This is a genomic window from Mucilaginibacter angelicae (assembly GCF_042434235.1).
Lineage (GTDB): Bacteria > Bacteroidota > Bacteroidia > Sphingobacteriales > Sphingobacteriaceae > Mucilaginibacter > Mucilaginibacter angelicae.
The window spans coordinates 118,524-137,748 of the sequence record NZ_JBHLTS010000080.1 but is presented as its reverse complement, the minus strand read 5'-3'; the positions used below and the strand labels follow the sequence as shown (position 1 = coordinate 137,748).

The window sequence follows — 19,225 nt, the reverse complement described above, 5'->3', positions numbered from 1 at the left end:
CAACGTATTTACTCATGAAGATAGTTTTTGCCGCTCTCATTGCCTGTTTTGTTGCCTTATCTGCCAAAGCCCAGCTTACCCCATTTGAGCAAAGCAAGGATAAAAACTACACTGCTACTTATGTCCAGGTAATTGATTACTATCAAAAGCTAAACAAGCTGTATCCTCAGCAAATGAAGCTCATTAACTACGGTACTACCGATGTGGGCAAGCCCTTAACGTTAGTTGTACTCTCAAAAGATAAGCTATTTGATCCGGTAGTTATCAAAAAGCAAAACAAAAGGGTGCTGCTCATCAATAACGGCATTCATCCCGGCGAGCCTGAAGGCATTGATGCCAGTATGATGCTGGTGCGTGATATGCTGAAGAATAATACATTGCCAAAAGATGTGGTGATCTGCCTCATCGCCTTGTACAATATCGATGGCAACCTTAACCGCGGCCTCAGTCGTGTAAGCCAGAACGGGCCATCGGCATATGGCTTCAGGGGTAATTACCGTAACCTTGATTTGAACCGCGATTTTATTAAGGCCGATAGCCGCAACGCTTTGGCCTTTACCCAGATATTGACTACCTGGAAACCCGAGATCTTTTTGGATAACCACACCAGCGACGGCGCCGATTACCAATATGTAATGACGCTAATCGAAACTCAAAAGGAGAAGCAAAACCCTATCCTGGCCGATTATACCACCAAAACGCTTACCCCGTACCTGTACAGCAAAATGAAAAAGAGCGGGTACGAGATGATCCCTTATGGTGCGGGTGAAGAAGGTTTGCCTGATTCGGGTATTGTAAGCTTTTTAGAAACGCCGCGTTTTGCTACCGGCTTTACTGCCCAGCATAATATCATCAGCTATATTACCGAAACGCATATGCTCAAACCTTTTGATAAGCGCGTGTATGCCACCTATGATTTTATGCAGCACCTCATCGATATTAACCAGCGCGATGCTAAACTGATAGGCGAACTGAAGCGCAAAGCCGATGAACAGGTAAAGCAACAAAAAACTTTTGCTTTAAGCTGGGCTGTTGACATGGATAAGGTTGATACCATAACCTTTAAAGGTTATGAGGCCGGCCATAAAACCAGTGGCGTTAGCGGATTACCAAGATTATATTACGACAGTGATAAACCATACACCAAAACCATAAAGTATTACAACACTTATAAAGTTACTGCCACTGCCGATAAGCCGGTTGCCTATGTAATTCCGCAAGCCTGGGGTAAGGTGATTGATCTGTTTAGGCTGAATGGTGTGCAAATGAAACAACTGGCACATGACACTACGCTTAACCTGCAAATGTATTATATAGCCGATTTAAAAACCCCGGCCAGGCCTTTTGAAGGGCATTACCTGCATACGGGCGTAAAGCTTAACCCGGTGGAGATGCCAATTAAATTTTATACCGGCGATTACGTGGTATATACTAATCAGCCAATTAACCGTTATATCGTGGAAACGCTGGAACCACAGGGTGTCGATTCGTTTTTTGCATGGAACTTTTTTGATTCGGTGCTGGGCGAAAAGGAATATTTTTCGGATTATGTTTTTGAGGATATAGCGGCCGATCTGCTTAAAAAAGATCCTTCAATAAAACAAAAACTGGACGATGCCAAAGCAAAAGATCCGCAGCTGGCAAAAAATGCCGAAGCGCAGCTGATGTTCGTTTACCGCAATTCACCTTACTTTGAAAAAACTTTTATGCGCTACCCTGTAGGGAGGCTTTTAACAAATACCAAACTCGATCTTAAATAAATGGAATATCTTATCCTGACACCTGTTGCTTCGTTCATCTTTGTAATTACCATTCTCACTTCGTTAATGGCCTTTTACAATCAAAATTTATACGGTAAATTAATGCTTCATCCTTACACCGTTTCGCGGGGCAAGGATATCCACACAGTGATAACCAGCGGCTTTATCCATCGCGACTGGATGCACTTGTTCTTTAATATGTTCTCCTATTACTGGTTCGCTTTCAGCCTTGAAAAAATTATAGGCCACTGGCAATTTGGGATCTTGTATATATTAAGCCTGATCCTGAGCGATATGCCCACTGTAGTTAAACATAAAAATGATTATAATTATTTTAGCCTGGGTGCATCGGGTGCAATAAGCGCGATAATTTTCAGCATCATATTATTTGCCCCCTGGCAAACTATTTTTATTTTCCCTATCCCGGTAGGTATCTGGTTTTGGGTGTTTGGTATCTTATACCTCGTGTATTGTCATTATGCGTCAAAGTATTCTCGCGACCAGATCAATCATGACGCGCACTTTTTTGGAGCGATAAGCGGTTTGATGATCACTATTGTTTTTAATCATCATGTTTTGGGTAATTTTATTCAGCAGATTATTTCTGAAGCCCCAGCTCGTTTGCATCTTTAAACTCCCCATTGGCATTAAATAAAAAGCTCATTGGTTTTTCGGGGTTCTTGATGATCTCTAACAGCAGGAACCCCCAGTTTTTCCAAAAGTTTTCCAATACCTGTCCGTAGGTTTTGTTCATCCAATCGTCAAACAAGGGCTTACTGCTGGTGCCGCGCAGGGGCAGGGCCTCTAATGATATGGTATCGCCTATATTAAAAATATCATACTCGGGCAGGCGGTTAAACAAATAGGCCGAATAAAAGAACCGGGCGTTCAGCTCCTCAAACTGGATAGGGTGCAATATGTTATCTGCAATTTTATCCAGGGCTTCCTGGTGATAACGGGCATTGGCGCCATTATCCTGCAGGCAAATGATCAGGCCAAAATCTTTGATCCGGAGCGAAAAGGTAAGCGTATTGATCTCATCGCGGTAGCCAAAAACGTCTTCGGCATTATCAACCTTAAATAAAACCAGGCTATAAGGTTTAAAGCCATCAAACTCAATAGGGAGATTGAGGCTTTGCAGCATCATGTGCAGGTTATTGAACTTATGGATGATGGATTGCGAAATATTAAACTCCTCACCCTGCGAATGCTGCAGTTTAATACCAGCCTGGATCTCGTTAAAAATAATCCCGTACAGCAATTTGCCCGCCCATAGGAACAATTTTTGTTCGTCAAGGGCTTTTATAGCGTCATAACCGGTATCAAAAGCGGCAGCAATTTCGTTTTCCAGCGGTTCAAGGTACAGCTCGTTAATTTCGGCGGTGCAGGGCAGCTTAAGGTCTTTGTAGGTTGCCATGCTTTCGTCAAGCAGCTTAAAGGGCTTATCTTCCAGCTCGTAACGGCTCATAAGCCATTGCGGAAATACCTGGATCTGCTCCTCGGGCGAATTAAGGGCTTGCCCGGTAAGGAAACATTTATTGTTGCTGAAATTGAAATTGGTGAACGGTGAATAAATTTGTGCCGGCATGGCCGCAAAGATAAGCACGATTTTCATACTAAAATTTTAGCTTTGGTTTTTAACATGGAACTGACATATCAACCCTACGAGCTATTGCTGAAGCATGCTTTTACGATAGCCAAATTTTCGCGCACTTCAACCCCTGTGATGCTGGTGCAGATGAGCCATGAAGGTAAAACAGGCTACGGCGAGGCATCCATGGTTCCCTACATGGGCGAAAGCCATCAAAGTGCAACTGAATTTTTGAGCAAGGTTGATGTGGCCCGGTTTAGTTATCCCTTTGATTTTAGGACAATCATCAGTTATCTTGATAGCATAGCCCCCGGTAACCCGGCCGTTAAAGCGGCTATTGATATTGCCCTGCATGATTTGGACGGCAAATTAAAACAACAACCCTGCTGGCAATTGTTAGGCAGCAACCCCCAACTGATGCCTGTTACCAGCTTCACGATAGGAATTGATACGCCCGAGATGATCATCAAGAAGGTAAAAGAGGCTGATGGTTTTAAAGTGATTAAGGTTAAGTTGGGCAGGGACAGCGATAAAGAATTGGTTACTACCATCCGTTCGGTAACTGATGTGCCGCTTTATGTGGATGCCAACCAGGGCTGGACAGACCTGCAGCAAAGCCTTGACATGACTTACTGGCTGCATGAACAAGGCGTACAATTGATAGAACAGCCTATGCTGAAAACCGATCCCGATAGTAATGCCTGGCTCACCGAGCGCAGTCCTATCCCTATTATTGGCGATGAAGCTGTACAGCGCTTTGAAGATGTGGAAAAAGCTAAAGGTGTTTATACGGGCATCAATATTAAACTCATGAAATCGGCAGGGTTGTATGAGGCTAAAAGGATGATTGATAAAGCCCGCGAACTTGATCTGAAGATCATGATAGGCTGCATGACCGAAACCAGCTGCGCCGCACTTGCCGGTCTGGCCCTCGCACCGCAGGCAGATTGGGTTGACCTTGACGGCCCTTTTTTAGTAAGTAATAACCCATATATAATGCCGGAGTTTGAAGACGGAAAGTATGTGCTGAATGAGGATGCCGGGTTAGGATTGCGGTTTTAGAATATTACGAAAACCCCAATCCCCTGCGACCGTGTCCCCACGGTCGCAAACTATGCATAGCCCTCACAATGGCAAAAACTAAGTATACATCCCCACGGTCGCAAAATGTGCCTATTGATAAATCCACAGTAACACATGTTTCTTTTGCTTTTTCAACAAAGCATCCACAGCTTTCATGGTATTGTTTGAAATAGCGGGGCAGCCCCAACCTTCGGGTGTACCATTGGGATAAACTTCGGTTTCGGCAACCTGTTCCCAGGAGTGAAAAACGATTTGCCTTGCCAGTGCATTATTGTTGGTGCCTTCTAATCCGGTCAAATAGTATTTTACATGAATACCCCAGGCGCTCCCGGCCCGGCCATCTATTTCGTATTTCCCTAAAGCGGTACAATGGCTGCCATCCAGGTTACTGAAAGCCGGTTTATCTTTTGACCATACACCGCTCCAGGGGTTTCGGCCGCAGCCATGGCTCACCAGTCCGCTTATCAATGTGTCATTCTTCTTAAAATCCCACACCACAAAACGCTTAACGCCCGATGGCAGGGCCATATCAATTAAAATGCAATAGCGTGTATTATATCCCCGTTGCCGGCAAAATGTAAGGCTTTGCTTAGCTTTTGCCTTAACGCGGTCAGGATTGATACGGGGCACATCCGCATTAACTTTAACACAGCAGAAAAATATGGAGATAAACAGAAATAATGGCTTAAGTTTCAATTGTGGCAGGTTTTGTGTTGTAAACAGAAATATCCGCTTTTTATTACAATAAACCTATCTTGCCAAATGAAAAAACATTTTCCTGTTCTGCTTCTGCTATTATCCATGTTTGGTTGTACAGAAACATCAACCAAAACGTTGGTAACCATAAGCCCTGTTAATAACGGAAAAGCATTGCAAATAACCGGCTTTGATCCGGCTATTATTAACGAGATCAGTCGCGATTCATCTGCCAGGGCCTGGGAAACGTTAATGGCCGTTTACCGCATGCCTGCCGATACTACCATGAAAAACCTGCAGCGCATACAGCCCGGGCGCTATACAGTTAAAGATAATGTTGTTATTTTTACGCCGGATACCGCCTTTAGCACACAGCAAACCTATTTTTTCCGTTACTATGATTTTGGGGCCGGTGGTACGCTTACCGATTTGATAAAAAGCCGCAGCAAACCCGGATACTTGCACTATACAGATTTGATTTTTAAGCAATAAACTACCTTTATGCTTGAAAATTTAATAATTTTGATTATATTTGCAACCGTTAATAAAAGAGGGGGCAATTAGTCCCCTCTTTTATTTTATCAATCAACAATTATTCAGTCAAAAACACCGGTGGGTAATGAATATTGAAAAAAGGGTAAAAGAACTGGTAGAAGAGAAAATAGCAGATAAGCCGAACCTGTTTATAGTGGATATCAAAATGCACCCGAACGGGAAGCTGATTATACTGCTTGATGGCGATAACGGTATCGGCATTGATGAATGTGTACAGGTAAGCAGGCACGTAGGTTTCCATCTGGAAGAAGAAAACGTGATTGAAACCGCTTATAACCTGGAGGTTTCATCGCCGGGTATTGATTTTCCGCTGTCGTCGCCAAGGCAATACGCCAAAAATGTTGGCCGTAACCTGGGCATTAAGATGAAGGATGGCGCCAAACGCGAAGGCACATTAACCGGCCTTACGGAGGATACCATCATCATTGAAGAAAAAGTAAAAGAAAAAGGGAAAAAAGCGCAGGTTATTGAAAGCGTTATCCCAATGGAGCAAATAACAGAAACAAAGGTTTTAATATCATTTAAGTAAAAATGAGCAATATTAATTTAATTGATTCTTTTCAGGAATTTAAAGATTTCAAGAACATTGACCGCCCTACCATGATGAGCGTACTGGAAGACGTTTTCAGAAGCATGATCAGGAAAAAGTACGGTACGGACGAAAATTGCGACGTAATTGTGAACACCGACAACGGTGACTTAGAGATCTGGCGCACACGTAAAGTTATGGAAGATGGCTTTAGCGAGGACGACGATCTGGAGATTGAACTTGCCGAAGCACACCTGTATGACGCCGACCTTGAAGTTGGTGATGATTATATTGAACAGATCACTTTAGAAAGCTTTGGCCGCCGTGCTATTTTAGCTGCACGCCAAACGCTGGTATCAAAAATTCTGGAATTAGAGAAAGACGAGATCTTCAAGAAATATAAAGACCGCGTAGGTGAAATTGTTACAGGCGAGGTTTACCAGGTTTGGAAAAAAGAAACTTTGGTGCTTGATGACGAAGGTAACGAGCTGTTGCTGCCAAAAACAGAGCAGATCCCGGCCGACTACTTTAAAAAGGGCGATAGCGTTAAAGCTGTTGTATCAAAGGTAGATATGCTGAACAGCAATCCTAAGATCATCATTTCACGCACAGCGCCTGAGTTTTTACAGCGTTTGTTTGAGCTTGAGGTACCTGAGATTTTTGATGGCTTAATTACCATCAAGAAAATTGTACGTGAACCGGGCGAACGTGCTAAAGTTGCCGTTGAATCATATGACGACCGTATCGATCCGGTTGGTGCCTGCGTAGGTATGAAAGGTTCACGGATCCACGGTATTGTACGTGAGTTAAAGAATGAAAATATCGACGTTATTAACTTTACCAATAACGTTCAGTTATATATCCAGCGTGCATTATCACCTGCCAAAATCACTTCTATTAAGTTAGACGATGATAAAAAAACAGCTGCTGTGTATTTGAAACCCGACCAGGTATCATTAGCTATCGGTCGTGGCGGACACAACATTAAGCTGGCAGGAAAATTGACAGGCTACGAAATTGATGTTTACCGTGAGGCTGATGAGCATGACGAAGATGTGGACATTGAAGAATTTTCAGACGAAATTGATAGCTGGATCCTTGACGAATTTAAACGCATTGGTTTGGATACAGCAAAATCAGTACTGGCCTTAACCGTTGGTGAACTGGTAAAACGTACCGATTTAGAGGAAGAAACGGTAAAAGAAGTGCTATCAATTTTGAATGCGGAGTTTGAATAAGCGTAATAAGCAAAATTAAAATCGTATTTTTGCACCCGAATAAGCAGAGAAAGTAAGTAATATTAAATGTCAGAAGACAAATCCATAAAATTAATTAAAGCAGTAAAAGAACTGAACATTGGCATGGGTACCCTTGTCGATTATTTAGCTACCAAAGGATACAAGGTTGACAAGCATCCTATGGCCAAGCTGGATAACGATATGTACAATGCCCTGTTAAAGGAATTTGCTGTTGACAAAAGTATTAAGGAGGAAGCTAAGCAGATCAGTATCGGAAAGATAAGGAAAGAAGAGCCTGCTGCACAGTTTCCTGAAAAGCCGGTTGAGAACCGCCGTTCGCGCGATTTTGAGAACGAAGAGATACTGATCAAGAATACAGGGCATTTTGCACAGCCGCAGGTTGAAAAACCAAAACCGGCCGAACCCGCTGCTCCGGCAGCGCCAGCAGCACCTGCACGTTCTGATGAGCGCAATGACGTATTACCTGGTGTTAAGGTAGTTGGTAAAATTGACCTTAATAACCTGAATGCTAAGCCACAGCCACAGGCAGAAAAACCTGCGGAAAAACCAGTGGAAGTTGTTAAACAGCCTGAGCCTGTAGTACAGGCACCTGCGCCAGCACCGGCCCCGGCACCTGCCGAGCCAAAAGTTGAAGCGCCAAAACCAGTAGCACCGGTTGCTCCCGAACCTCCAAAGGTTGAGGCACCAAAACCGGCTGCACCTGTTGCACCACCGGTTGCTGAAGCACCTAAAGCGGAAGAGCCGAAAGCGCCTGTAGCGCCAGCACCACCCGTTGTTGAAAAAGCACCACCGGTTGTAACACCTCCGGTAGTTGCAGAAACACCGGCTGCCCCTGCACCTGACGAAAGTCAGGAACCGGATGTGATCCGTGCTAAAGCAGAGCGTTTAACAGGACCAAACATTATTGGTAAGATCCAGTTGCCGGTTAATGCGCCAAAACGCAACCCGGTAGCTTCATCATCAAATTCAAATAATAACTCGGCCGATCATAAACGCAAACGTAAGCGTAAAGATAACCAGGGCAACCCGCATCCACAGCAAGGACAGGGCGGCGGCGGTAACCATCCTCACGGCCAGCAAGGCGGTGGTGGCGGTAATCACCCGCAAGGTCAGCAGCCAAGCGGCGGCGGTACCATTAACCCTAACCGTCCGGATTTCAGGAACCGTACACACGGTGCCCCTGGAAACAGCGGGCCAGGTCAGGGACAAGGCGGCGGCGGCGGTGGCCACCGTCCGGATTTCAGGAACAACCGTAACAACAATGTTCCTCAAAACAGCGGCCCTAAAGAAGAACCTTCAGAAAAGGATATACAAGACCAGATCAAGGCTACACTTGCACGCTTAAGCGGCGCAGGTAAGTCGGGCAAGTTTGCACAGCGTGCTAAATTCCGTCGTCAAAAACGTGATGATGTTGCTGCAACAGCCGAAGAACTGGCAATGGAACAGGAACTTCAATCAAAAGTATTGAAGGTTACTGAGTTTGTAACAGCAAACGAGCTGGCCAGCATGATGGATGTATCTGTAACACAGATTATATCTACCTGTATGAGCCTGGGTATGTTCGTGTCCATTAACCAAAGGCTTGATGCCGAAACACTTTCAATTGTGGCCGACGAGTTTGGCTACCAGGTTGAATTTGTTAAACCGCAGGATGAGGAAGCCAACCTTGACCAGCCTGATGATCCGGCCGATCTGGTGGCACGCGCCCCTATCGTAACCATCATGGGCCACGTTGACCACGGTAAAACCTCATTGCTCGACTTTATACGTAAAACCAACGTAATAGGCGGCGAAGCGGGTGGTATAACCCAGCACATTGGTGCTTACGAAGTAACATTACCTGATAATAAAGGAAAGATCACCTTCCTGGATACACCGGGTCACGAAGCGTTTACCGCTATGCGTGCCAGGGGTGCACAGGTTACGGATATTGTAATTATAGTAATAGCTGCCGATGACAGCGTGATGCCGCAAACCCGCGAGGCCATAAACCACGCGCAGGCTGCAGGTGCTCCTATCATCTTCGCCTTTAACAAAATTGATAAGCCGGGTGCCAATGCCGATAAGGTAAGGGAACAACTTTCGGCCATGAATATTTTGGTTGAAGAGTGGGGCGGTAAATACCAGTCGCAGGAAATATCAGCCAAAACCGGCTTAAATGTTGATCTGTTACTGGAAAAAGTATTGCTTGAAGCCGAATTGCTTGAACTTAAAGCTAACCCTAACAAACGTGCCGTAGGTACTGTTATTGAGGCTGCATTAGATAAAGGCCGTGGTATTGTTACCACCATCCTTGTACAGGCAGGCCGCTTAAAAGTAGGCGATCCGATACTGGCAGGCTGTTACAGCGGTCGTGTAAAAGCGTTAACCAACGAGCGTGGCCAGCGTGTGGATTCGGCAGGACCTTCAACACCGGTACAGGTTTTGGGTATGCAGGGTGCACCAACAGCAGGCGACAAGTTCAACGCGCTTGAAAGCGAAGTTGAGGCACGTGAAATTGCCAACAAACGCTTACAATTACAACGTGAGCAGGGCTTACGTACACAAAAACACATCACGCTTGATGAAATTGGCCGCCGTTTGGCAGTTGGTAACTTCAAGGAGCTTAACATCATTGTTAAAGGTGACGTGGATGGTTCTATCGAGGCCTTGTCAGATTCATTACTGAAACTGTCGACCGAGCAGATCCAGGTGAACATCATATCGAAAGCCGTAGGTCAGATCTCCGAATCAGACGTATTGCTGGCTTCTGCATCTGATGCTATCATCATCGGTTTCCAGGTACGCCCTTCAGGCGGTGCCCGTAAACTGGCCGAAGCCGAGCAGATTGATATCAGGCTTTACTCGATCATCTACGACGCGATCAACGAGATCAAAGCGGCGATGGAAGGTATGCTTGCACCAACCTTTGAAGAGAAGATTGTGGCTAACGTTGAGATCCGCGAAACCTTCAAGATCAGCAAGGTGGGTACTATTGCAGGTTGTATGGTGCTTGATGGTAAAATCAACCGTAACAGCAAGATCCGCATTATCCGCGATGGTGTGGTAATCTACACAGGCGAACTGGCCTCACTGAAACGCTATAAAGATGATGTGAAGGAAGTAAGCGCCGGTTACGAGTGCGGTTTGAACATCAACAACTTTAACAACATTGAAGTAGGCGACATTGTTGAAGCTTACGAAAACGTAGAAGTTAAACGCAAGCTGGCTTAAAACACCAAGCTTCAAAATATCAAAGGGCTTATCTGTAAAAGGTAAGCCCTTTTTTGTTGGGGCATTATTGATCGGAAGAAGGCTTACGAAGTTTTTTAAACTTCGTAAGTCTGGGTTCGGAAACTGGTGAACTGGTCGAAGTTTAGCGATAGCGCAACTTCGCTCTGAAATGGGTTAAGCTTTCAGCTTAACTGCCGTAATTTATACTAACTCTAATTCGCTCAATTCCTTACCCAATTGCTTGATCCCGTTTAGTATTCTGCTTACCTGTTTTTCAGAAGGGGTACGTTTGCCGTTAATATATTCAGACAATAAGCTTTTCTGCATACCGATACGTTGTCCCAAAGCTGAAGCATTGATCTCTTTATAAAATTCAAAGAATGATGCGAGATCATATTTAAATGCAATTTGATCAATTGTAGCCGGCTTTTTCTTTGACTCTTCAGCGTGTAAATTATAAGCCTCTAAAGCATTCCTTTTTAATTCGGCTATATTGTTACCTGTTGTGACAGCCACTATTAAATCATTTTCTTCATAGTATCCGTCAAAGCCAGTATTGGTTTTGCCAACGGTGAATGTGTGGTTCTTCATGATGCACTTAGTATTAAATCATCTATCCTTAACGCCGGATTTGCACTTGTAATAAGGATACAAGAAACCTATAAGACTGCAAAATGTGAGACTATTTAAGCCCCGCCTGCTTTTTTAATTTTTCCGCTAACCCTTTTCCTATTTCAGCACTCCCGTGATTTGGAAAAATTAGGTTTTCTGCTTTATCGGGATGCCTCAGTATAAGGTGACTCCCCGTCTGCCGAACTTCATACCATCCAGCTTTTTTAATAAGTTTAAGTAATTCTGAGCATTTCATTTCTCCTTTCTTAATATACTATTAAAGGTAAACAATAGTTCACTTCTTGTCAAGTTAAAAGTGAACTATTGTTTACCCTCAACTGGTCGAAGTTTAGCTATTAGCGTAACTTCGTCCTAAAATGGGTTAAGCTTTCAGCTTAACTGCAGTAGTAATACCCGTTCTGTATTTATATTAATCCGAAGCACGAGTGTGAATACTTTTATTATTTAACAGCTATTGAAATCTTATAATAACATTCTTCAATATAGTTCGTTATAAATTCTCTCCTAAACAAACAATCACCATGAAGTGGACAGTCCTTACAATTCTTCTTTTTTCATGCTTTGCAGCAGTTGCCCAAACCGCAGATACCATACTCGTTAAAGATATCAGTACTAATATCGGTAAAGAAGTGGTTTTAAAATGCCAGGTTATTGATTTTGATTCCCGCACCAATTTACTGTATCTGTACATTGGGAACAGGTTCCCCAATCATTTGTTAACTATCATTGTAAAGAAACAGGTTGATGGCAAGCGCCTGAAAATTGATAAGGATATCATATTGGGCCGCAAGATGGTTTACTTTACCGGGAAACTGATCAGTTATAATGAAGGCCCGGATACTACAGCACTTACAGACCAGGCCATGTTAAAAAGGGAAGTGGAACGGCCCCAGGCTGTAGTTATTGAATATAACGGGCAGGCGGGCACTATGAAACGTACCTACGAACCGAGGCAGGGGCCGATCGATTTGCGAGGTAAGCTTGTAATGATCATAGATGACAAAAAGCAAGTGGGAACAAAAAAGTACCCGGTAATTATGAATGCCAATTAAACTTCCTCAACTGGTCGAAGTTTAGCGATAGCGTAAATCGTCCTAAAATGAGTTAAGCTTTTAGCTTAATTTTGTAAGTCTTGAAAAGAGAATTAATACCGTGAGTGTCTAAAGCGCACAAGCAGAATGCTTTCTTTATTTCGGGTTGAAGTTACTGTCAATATTTTGTCAGTGTTCAACTTTTAAAAACAGGGTGTTCAGTTTTTTAAACTCAGATTTTGTAACCCATTGACTATCAATGTAAATTTGTTCATAGTGGTCTGTTTTGGATTTTTCATAAATTGTAAATTCCTGATTATCAATTGTTTATTTTTATAAAAAAATATCACGTGTTCACACTTTCAAAGTTGAACACCAACAGGGGAATAGCATTGACCGGGGTGTACAATTGCAAAGACAATATCCGGCATTACCATATGCTATGTAACTCCGGCCAGAGACTTTAGTAATTCAATCCCATGTAACAACTTTGTTAACACAATATATTCCCGATTTTAATTTATAATAAATAGGTTTGTTTTAACTGATCTTATAATTTATTGTATATGAAATTAAAACTACTCTTTTCGTGCTTAATCACGGCAGGTATTGCAGTACCGTCGTTTGCACAGGAACCTGTTGACGCTGACATGGTTCAAAAAATCAGGGAAGAAGGCCTTAACCATTCAAAAGTAATGGAAACAGCTTTTTACCTTACGGATGTTTCGGGCCCAAGGCTGGCCAACTCTCCGGGCTTAAAACGCGCTCAAAACTGGGCGGTTAATCAGCTTAAAGCCTGGGGTATGGCCAACGCCAAACTGGAAGCCTGGGGTAAATTTGGTAAAGGCTGGGAGGTTCAAAAAAATTATGCGGCTATTACAGTTCCTTACTATCATGCTATCATCGCCATCCCTAAAGCCTGGACACCGGGTACAAACGGCTTGATCAAAGGGGAAGTAATGCTGATCAAAGCCGATTCGGCAGCAGAGCTGGAACAATACAAAGGTAAGCTGGCAGGCAGGATCGTAATATTTGATACCAAGGCCCCTACAGAACGCACCTGGAAGGTTGATGCTGCCCGCTATACCGATGAGGAACTTGCCGAAATGGCCAACGCTAAGGCTACTCCTGCCGGTCCGCGCAGAAATGCAGCAGATCCCAATGCCGCTCAAATGGCTGCTTTCCGTAAACTCCGTGCTTTCAGAACGGCATTAAGCCAGTTTTTGGTTGATGAAAAAGCAGGGCTGGTATTAAGTCAGGCCCGCGGTACCGATGGTACAGTGTTTACTACCAATGGCGCTTCATATGCTGATACCGCTAAAGCAGTAGCACCCGAACTTGAAACAAGCAGCGAAGATTACCAGCGCATTTTACGCCTGATAAAAGGCGGACAGCCGGTACAACTGGAAGCTGAGATCAAAACACAATTTATTACTGATGACCTGCAAGGTTATGATGTAGTTGCCGAGATCCCCGGTACAGATAAAAAATTGAAAGACCAGGTAGTAATGATCGGTGGCCACCTTGATTCATGGCATGGGGCTACGGGCGCTACGGATAATGCAGCAGGCAGCGCGGTGATGCTGGAGGCTATGCGTATTTTAAAAGCCATCAACTTTAAGCCAAAACGCACCATCCGCATTGCTTTGTGGAGTTCGGAGGAGCAGGGCTTATTTGGCTCGCGCGGGTATGTAGCCAATCACTTCGGCGACCCCAAAACTATGGAACTAAAGCCTGAGCAGGCAAAGCTTTCGGCTTATTATAATTTAGATAATGGTACCGGCAAGATCCGCGGGGTATATTTACAGGGCGATTCGGCTGCTGCACCTATCTTTAAAGCCTGGCTTGAGCCATTTAAAGATCTTGGCGCTGCCACGCTTACCATCCGCAATACCGGCGGTACCGACCACCTTTCGTTTGATGCAGTGGGTATTCCGGGTTTCCAGTTTATCCAGGATGCAATAGACTATGGTACACGTACTCACCACAGCAACCAGGATACTTACGACCGTCTTGTTGAAGACGACCTGAAACAGGCTGCTACAATTGTTGCTTCGTTTGTTTACCATACATCACAACGTGCCGAAATGATCCCCCGCAAGGAATTGCCAAAACCACAACCGGCCAGGTAATAATTGTCAGGATATTTATAGTAAAAGCGATGCTCAGGGGCATCGCTTTTTTAGTTTAAGCTCATTTTTTATTCTTAATTGTTGTGTAATTGAATGGGCCTTGTTTATAAAATTTATGTTAAAAACATCTTATTATGCAGTTAATTTCCTTAAATAGAGCAGTCTGTGAGCTTTAATTTCCATAAACCATTTTAATAAATTAATTTTGTGTGTTTAATGAGCCTATTTATAAAACCCAAAAAACCAGGGAAATCAACAGACGAGGAACTACTTAGTGATTATCGCGCAAGCGGTAACCTAACAGTTTTGGGCAGCTTATATGAAAGATATATGTCCCTTGTTTACGGCGTTTGTCTTAAATATCTGAAGGATGAGGAACTGGCCAAGGATGCGGTAATGGGCATTTTTGAGGAACTGGTTGATAAGGTTAAAAAACACGAAATTAACCAGTTCAGGAATTGGGTTTATGTACTTGGGCGCAATTATTGCCTGATGCAGTTGCGGAGCGGTAAAAAAATGGAGTTGGTTAATTTAGATGAGGTTATGGAATTTACCCCGTTTTTGCATCCTGATGATAATAACAGGGAAGAAGCACTAAAAGCTTTGGAACATTGTATAGCAGGGCTTACCGGCGGACAAAAACAAAGTATCGACCTGTTTTATTTAAAAGAGAAGTGTTATAAAGAAATTGCCGATATAACCGGGTATACTTTAAATGAGGTAAAGAGCTATATCCAAAACGGTAAAAGAAATTTGAAAATTTGCCTCGAACGGAACAGTGCATAGTAAAAAGGCAAATATATTGCAAATACAGAAGTATCTCAACGGAGAGCTTGATGTCCATGCTATGCATAAACTGGAGATGGAGGCACTAAACGACCCTTTTTTGATGGATGCATTGGAAGGATATGAAAACATGGGGACAAGCCAGCAGTTAAATCTGGCCGACCTTACAGGTAGGCTGCAGCAGCGTACAGGAGAAAATAAAGGCCGTGTAATACCGTGGACTGTTTGGCCCATAGCGGCTTCGGTTTTGATTGCATTAAGTTTGGGCGGCCTTTATCTTAACAGATCGCCTAAACCCGGATTGCAAAGCGATAACATCTCTTCAAATAAGAACGCTACCCCGCCGTTGGTGGCCGCCGCTACAGACACCATAAAAACAGCCGATACAGTTAAGAAAGCGAATGTGAATCCGCCGGTACCTGTACAGGCGCCTTTAATTGCTGTAAGCAAAAAATCAAGAAGAGTAAAGCCCTCTGCTAATTCGGTTTATCAGCAGGAGATCTCGGCCGGTGATAACAAAACTGCTGCAAATAATGTTGTGCCGCCGGCAGTTAGTAATATGTTAGCGGAACCGGCGATCCCCGCCTCGGCAGTTAAAGATAAAGTTGGAGTAAAAGAAGACGCTAATTTAAGTGAGCGAATAGTGGCCGGATATACTGCCCCGATTACAAAAAAAGATACGGTGAGCTCTGATGTAATTTCTTTAAGGGGAAATACCACCGTAGCCAAAGCAAAGGCCCCGCTGCAATTTAAATTACCCGGAAAGGTTGATGGTGTTACCTCATCGCCGGCACCAGGCTTTAGCAATAAAGCAGCGGCCGAATCATTATACATTGCCGGCACCATTATTTCAAGGGATGATGGCTCGCCTTTAATAGGTGCCGCTATCAGGATCAAAGGTACCAACCGGAGCACGGTAACTGATGTAAACGGGAGATTTGCCCTTAGCTCACCAGGTGATAAAGCCACGCTTGACGTGGTTTATATTGGCTACGAACCAAGACAGGTAAGCGCCACACGCGGCGATAGTATTAAAGTGGCGCTTAAACCTGATTCAAGGGCGCTTAGCGAAGTGGTTGTAACTACTTCTAAAAGAGAAGAAGATACTGGCGAGGCAAGTGTCACGGCTGCGCATCCGCAGCTGGGTTGGGGCAGTCTGAAAAAATATTTGCAGACCAATGCCGTATTACCCGATGGCACTACAGGTACGGTAACTGTAACATTTACCGTATTCCCGAGTGGTATAACCGATGAGTTCAGTGTTAAAAAAGGATTGAATGAAACGGCCGATCAGAAAGCCATCGAACTTATTAAAAACGGCCCGTCATGGGTTGGCAGCACTAACAACAAGCCAGAGGTTGTTACGGTTAAGGTGAAGTTTCAAAAGCAAAAATAAATTCCAATAGAAAAAGGCTGTGCCGGTTTTATCCGGCACAGCCTTTTTTATATCTTTTACTTAATGTCTTTAGCTCTTTTTCTTATCAGCAAAAGCGAATACTTTTTGCAATAAAGGCGTTGTGCGTGCCCCAAGATTTTGACGAATGTTAAGCTCTTCTTTCGCTATCTCCACAAATAAGCCGTCGATAGCTTTTTGGGTTACATAATCGGTAATATCCGGGTTCATCTTTTTAACAAACGGAACTTTATTGTAAGCTTGTGCAGCATCAGTATAGTATTTGGTGGCGTTCACCTTATTTAAACTGCCTTGAATAACAGGTTTAAATTGCAGGCTTAGCTTAGCTGTAGTAGTACGTTTAAAATATTGTGTTGCTGCATCCTGGCTGCCCAATAAAATATTGGTAACATCCTGCAGGGTCATTTGCTTAATGGCATCAACAAAAATAGGTTTTGCCTGCTTGGCAGCGTCTTCGGCTGCACGGTTAAGCGAAAGGATCACGTTATCGCAAAGGCTGTTCAGACCCAGGCTACGTAAGGTTTTCTCTGCCTTTTGAGCTTCGGGCGGGAAAAGGATCTTGATGGCAGCATTGCCAAAAAAACCATTAACAGCCGATAGCTGATCAGAACTTTTACCGGTGCCTATTTCAAGGGCCTGTTTTAAACCGTTGCCAATTTCAAGCGAGGAGGGAGTCCCCTGGTTTTGAACGGTGGCGTTGGCTACCTGGTTCAATGTATCGCAACTGGTTAATGTAATAAAAGCTATTAAAGCGGGGATAATGAGTAGTCTTGTTTTCATAGTAAGTAAAGCTAACAAAATTACTGCCGGTTTGCTTATGCAAAGAAATGTAACAATGCAAATACACCGGCTGCTATCAGTGCCGAAATGGGTATAGTAATGATCCAGGCCCAAACCAGGTTAATGGTTACGCCCCAGCGTACGGCCGATACACGTTTGGTTAAACCTACACCTATAATTGAACCTGTAATGGTATGTGTAGTTGAAACCGGGATGCCGAAACGCTCGGTAATAAACAGGGTAATAGCACCTGCAGTTTCGGCGCTTACGCCTTCAAGCGGAGTTACCTTGGTTATTTTTGAGCCCATGGTTTTAACAATTTTCCAACCACCCGACATGGTGCCTGCGGCGATGGCTGAGTAGCAAGCCAGCGGGATCCACTCAGGCATCATATCACCGGCCTTGATTATTTTTGAAGCAATAAGCGTTACATATAAAATGCCCATTACCTTTTGCGCATCATTACCACCGTGTGCAAAGCTTAATGCTGCTGATGATACCAGCTGCAGGCGTTTAAACCAACGCTCGGCAACTGCGGGCCTTGCATTTTTGCATAGGTGTAATATGATAATAGTAACAATGTATGCTATTAGCAAACCTATAAAAGGTGCCAGAACGATATAGGCAATGATTTTAAGTACATACTGCATTTCAACTGCCTGCAGTGCATTTGCACCCATGTAAAGCGCGTTGGTCATCCCAGCGCCGGCAAAGCCACCTATAAGCGTATGTGATGAGCTTGAAGGGATCCCGAACCACCAGGTGATCAGGTTCCAGGTGATGGCTGCTACTAAACCAGCCAGGATCACATGCAGGGTAACATAATGTTCCAGTACAATTTTTGATACGGTATTGGCAACTTTATGATCTTTTATAAAAAAGTACGCGGCAAAATTGAACACTGCCGCCATCAATACGGCTTGAAAGGGTGTTAATACTTTGGTAGATACGATGGTAGCAATTGAGTTTGCTGCATCATGAAAGCCATTGGTATAATCAAACAACAGGGCAAGTACAACAATAACTACAAGTAGGGAAGTAACCATTTAGTTTAGGATAAGGTGAACTTAAGCGTTTTTAACTAAGATTGATTCCATAACGTTGGCAGCGTCTTCACACATATCAGTGGCTGTTTCAAGGGCCGCTAAGATCTCTTTATATTTAATAAGGCGGATAGCATCTTTTTCATACAGAAACAAATCGGCTACGGCACGGTCAAAAACATAATCGGCCTGGTTTTCCACACTGTTGATCCTGATGCATGAATCGGCTATGTTACGCACGTTCCTTAAGTCTTTCAGTTCTTTCACAGCTTTCTCCAGATCGATGCTGGCCTGCAGGATAAGGTCAGATAGTTTACGGATATGCTCATTCAAATCATCAATGCGGTAAAGGCTCATGCGGTTGGCAGCGCCTTGAATATAATCGGCAACATCGTCGATAGCGGTAGCAAGCGCGTGGATATCCTCACGGTCAAAAGGCGTAATGAAGTTTTTGCCAAGCTCCAGGTAAATCTGGTGGGTGTATTCGTCACCTTTGTTTTCCAGCTTATCTATCTGTTTATAAAGCTCTTCGCGGGTAGCTTCCTGGTTTGAGTTTACAGCTTCAACCAATATCGTCGCCATGGCTACAACGTTGGCCGTGGCCTGTTCAAACAATGGGAAAAAGATTTTTTTATCTTTTGGTACAAAATACTGGAATATGCTGTTTAATGACATGATAGTTTGAAATTGCGTAAAGGTACGGTTACTATATTAAATTAA

18 protein-coding genes are annotated in these 19,225 nt (G+C 43.7%); 11 read left to right on the top strand and 7 right to left on the bottom strand.

From position 1 onward, the window contains the following. Nucleotides 1-14: 14 nt before the first annotated feature. On the top strand, nt 15-1,760 hold the full coding sequence (locus ACFFGT_RS31960) for a M14 family zinc carboxypeptidase (protein WP_377026580.1): 1,746 nt from the start codon (nt 15-17) through the stop codon (nt 1,758-1,760). Beyond that, a complete protein-coding gene (locus tag ACFFGT_RS31955) occupies nt 1,761-2,393 on the top strand; it encodes a rhomboid family intramembrane serine protease (protein ID WP_377026579.1) in 633 nt (210 codons plus the stop codon). It abuts the gene before it with no gap. Here the strand turns inward: ACFFGT_RS31955 and ACFFGT_RS31950 are convergent. After that, nucleotides 2,359-3,375, bottom strand: a complete 1,017-nt coding sequence (locus ACFFGT_RS31950; protein WP_377026578.1) for a hypothetical protein — start codon at nt 3,373-3,375, stop codon at nt 2,359-2,361. The two genes, ACFFGT_RS31955 and ACFFGT_RS31950, sit on opposite strands and share 35 nt — an antisense overlap. Before the next feature lie 27 nt (nt 3,376-3,402). Between ACFFGT_RS31950 and ACFFGT_RS31945 the strand changes: the two genes are divergently transcribed. Beyond that, nucleotides 3,403-4,413: a dipeptide epimerase gene (locus tag ACFFGT_RS31945; RefSeq protein ID WP_377026577.1), complete on the top strand. Its 1,011-nt coding sequence runs from the start codon at nt 3,403-3,405 to the stop codon at nt 4,411-4,413. 111 nt (nt 4,414-4,524) lie between these two features. Here the strand turns inward: ACFFGT_RS31945 and ACFFGT_RS31940 are convergent, their stop codons facing one another. After that, nucleotides 4,525-5,130, bottom strand: coding sequence for a murein L,D-transpeptidase catalytic domain-containing protein (locus ACFFGT_RS31940; protein WP_377026576.1), 606 nt, complete (start codon nt 5,128-5,130; stop codon nt 4,525-4,527). A 66-nt stretch (nt 5,131-5,196) separates the two neighbouring features. Between ACFFGT_RS31940 and ACFFGT_RS31935 the strand changes: the two genes are divergently transcribed. The 4 genes from ACFFGT_RS31935 to infB all read left to right on the top strand — a co-directional run bounded on the left by ACFFGT_RS31935 (nt 5,197) and on the right by infB (nt 10,686). Continuing rightward, a complete protein-coding gene (locus ACFFGT_RS31935) occupies nt 5,197-5,622 on the top strand; it encodes a hypothetical protein (protein ID WP_377026575.1) in 426 nt (141 codons plus the stop codon). Nucleotides 5,623-5,749: 127 nt separating this feature from the next. Next, complete coding sequence (gene rimP / locus ACFFGT_RS31930; protein ID WP_377026574.1) at nt 5,750-6,214, top strand: ribosome assembly cofactor RimP; 465 nt, start codon at nt 5,750-5,752, stop codon at nt 6,212-6,214. Between the two features lie 2 nt (nt 6,215-6,216). Next, nucleotides 6,217-7,452: a transcription termination factor NusA gene (nusA, locus tag ACFFGT_RS31925; RefSeq protein WP_110587513.1), complete on the top strand. Its 1,236-nt coding sequence runs from the start codon at nt 6,217-6,219 to the stop codon at nt 7,450-7,452. A gap of 66 nt (nt 7,453-7,518) precedes the next feature. Beyond that, nucleotides 7,519-10,686, top strand: a complete 3,168-nt coding sequence (infB, locus tag ACFFGT_RS31920) for a translation initiation factor IF-2 (RefSeq protein WP_377026573.1) — start codon at nt 7,519-7,521, stop codon at nt 10,684-10,686. Between the two features lie 201 nt (nt 10,687-10,887). Here infB and ACFFGT_RS31915 read toward each other — a convergent pair whose 3' ends face one another. Further along, nucleotides 10,888-11,277 (bottom strand): helix-turn-helix domain-containing protein, encoded by a 390-nt coding sequence (locus tag ACFFGT_RS31915; RefSeq protein WP_377026572.1) that lies wholly within the window; start codon nt 11,275-11,277, stop codon nt 10,888-10,890. Between the two features lie 91 nt (nt 11,278-11,368). Beyond that, the gene (locus tag ACFFGT_RS31910; protein ID WP_377026571.1) at nt 11,369-11,554 is read right to left on the bottom strand and encodes a type II toxin-antitoxin system HicA family toxin; all 186 of its coding nucleotides are present in this window, start codon (nt 11,552-11,554) and stop codon (nt 11,369-11,371) included. A gap of 286 nt (nt 11,555-11,840) precedes the next feature. On the opposite strand from ACFFGT_RS31910, the gene ACFFGT_RS31905 reads away from it, so the two are divergent. From ACFFGT_RS31905 to ACFFGT_RS31890, 4 genes are all read left to right on the top strand, one after another. After that, complete coding sequence (locus ACFFGT_RS31905) at nt 11,841-12,371, top strand: hypothetical protein (RefSeq protein WP_377026570.1); 531 nt, start codon at nt 11,841-11,843, stop codon at nt 12,369-12,371. A 545-nt stretch (nt 12,372-12,916) separates the two neighbouring features. Then, a complete protein-coding gene (locus ACFFGT_RS31900) occupies nt 12,917-14,482 on the top strand; it encodes a M20/M25/M40 family metallo-hydrolase (RefSeq protein ID WP_377026569.1) in 1,566 nt (521 codons plus the stop codon). 216 nt (nt 14,483-14,698) lie between these two features. Then, nucleotides 14,699-15,268 (top strand): RNA polymerase sigma factor, encoded by a 570-nt coding sequence (locus ACFFGT_RS31895; RefSeq protein ID WP_377026568.1) that lies wholly within the window; start codon nt 14,699-14,701, stop codon nt 15,266-15,268. 16 nt (nt 15,269-15,284) lie between these two features. Continuing rightward, nucleotides 15,285-16,664: a carboxypeptidase-like regulatory domain-containing protein gene (locus tag ACFFGT_RS31890; RefSeq protein WP_377026567.1), complete on the top strand. Its 1,380-nt coding sequence runs from the start codon at nt 15,285-15,287 to the stop codon at nt 16,662-16,664. 69 nt (nt 16,665-16,733) lie between these two features. Here ACFFGT_RS31890 and ACFFGT_RS31885 read toward each other — a convergent pair whose 3' ends face one another. From ACFFGT_RS31885 to ACFFGT_RS31875, 3 genes are read right to left on the bottom strand one after another with little or no spacing between them, the layout of a single operon-like run. Further along, nucleotides 16,734-17,462, bottom strand: a complete 729-nt coding sequence (locus ACFFGT_RS31885) for a DUF4197 domain-containing protein (protein ID WP_377026566.1) — start codon at nt 17,460-17,462, stop codon at nt 16,734-16,736. 35 nt (nt 17,463-17,497) lie between these two features. Continuing rightward, a complete protein-coding gene (locus ACFFGT_RS31880; protein WP_377026565.1) occupies nt 17,498-18,508 on the bottom strand; it encodes an inorganic phosphate transporter in 1,011 nt (336 codons plus the stop codon). Nucleotides 18,509-18,529: 21 nt separating this feature from the next. After that, complete coding sequence (locus ACFFGT_RS31875) at nt 18,530-19,180, bottom strand: DUF47 domain-containing protein (RefSeq protein ID WP_377026564.1); 651 nt, start codon at nt 19,178-19,180, stop codon at nt 18,530-18,532. Between the last annotated feature and the right edge of the window lie 45 nt (nt 19,181-19,225).

Bases quoted from the DNA above. Each gene is read 5' to 3' on its own strand.
- ACFFGT_RS31895 (WP_377026568.1), top strand. From the start codon at position 14,699: ATGAGCCTATTTATAAAACCCAAAAAACCAGGGAAATCAACAGACGAG.
- nusA (WP_110587513.1), top strand. From the start codon at position 6,217: ATGAGCAATATTAATTTAATTGATTCTTTTCAGGAATTTAAAGATTTC.
- ACFFGT_RS31900 (WP_377026569.1), top strand. From the start codon at position 12,917: ATGAAATTAAAACTACTCTTTTCGTGCTTAATCACGGCAGGTATTGCA.
- ACFFGT_RS31880 (WP_377026565.1), bottom strand. From the start codon at position 18,508: ATGGTTACTTCCCTACTTGTAGTTATTGTTGTACTTGCCCTGTTGTTT.
- infB (WP_377026573.1), top strand. From the start codon at position 7,519: ATGTCAGAAGACAAATCCATAAAATTAATTAAAGCAGTAAAAGAACTG.
- ACFFGT_RS31915 (WP_377026572.1), bottom strand. From the start codon at position 11,277: ATGAAGAACCACACATTCACCGTTGGCAAAACCAATACTGGCTTTGAC.
- ACFFGT_RS31945 (WP_377026577.1), top strand. From the start codon at position 3,403: ATGGAACTGACATATCAACCCTACGAGCTATTGCTGAAGCATGCTTTT.
- ACFFGT_RS31955 (WP_377026579.1), top strand. From the start codon at position 1,761: ATGGAATATCTTATCCTGACACCTGTTGCTTCGTTCATCTTTGTAATT.
- rimP (WP_377026574.1), top strand. From the start codon at position 5,750: ATGAATATTGAAAAAAGGGTAAAAGAACTGGTAGAAGAGAAAATAGCA.
- ACFFGT_RS31960 (WP_377026580.1), top strand. From the start codon at position 15: ATGAAGATAGTTTTTGCCGCTCTCATTGCCTGTTTTGTTGCCTTATCT.
- ACFFGT_RS31950 (WP_377026578.1), bottom strand. From the start codon at position 3,375: ATGAAAATCGTGCTTATCTTTGCGGCCATGCCGGCACAAATTTATTCA.
- ACFFGT_RS31935 (WP_377026575.1), top strand. From the start codon at position 5,197: ATGAAAAAACATTTTCCTGTTCTGCTTCTGCTATTATCCATGTTTGGT.
- ACFFGT_RS31905 (WP_377026570.1), top strand. From the start codon at position 11,841: ATGAAGTGGACAGTCCTTACAATTCTTCTTTTTTCATGCTTTGCAGCA.
- ACFFGT_RS31885 (WP_377026566.1), bottom strand. From the start codon at position 17,462: ATGAAAACAAGACTACTCATTATCCCCGCTTTAATAGCTTTTATTACA.
- ACFFGT_RS31910 (WP_377026571.1), bottom strand. From the start codon at position 11,554: ATGAAATGCTCAGAATTACTTAAACTTATTAAAAAAGCTGGATGGTAT.
- ACFFGT_RS31875 (WP_377026564.1), bottom strand. From the start codon at position 19,180: ATGTCATTAAACAGCATATTCCAGTATTTTGTACCAAAAGATAAAAAA.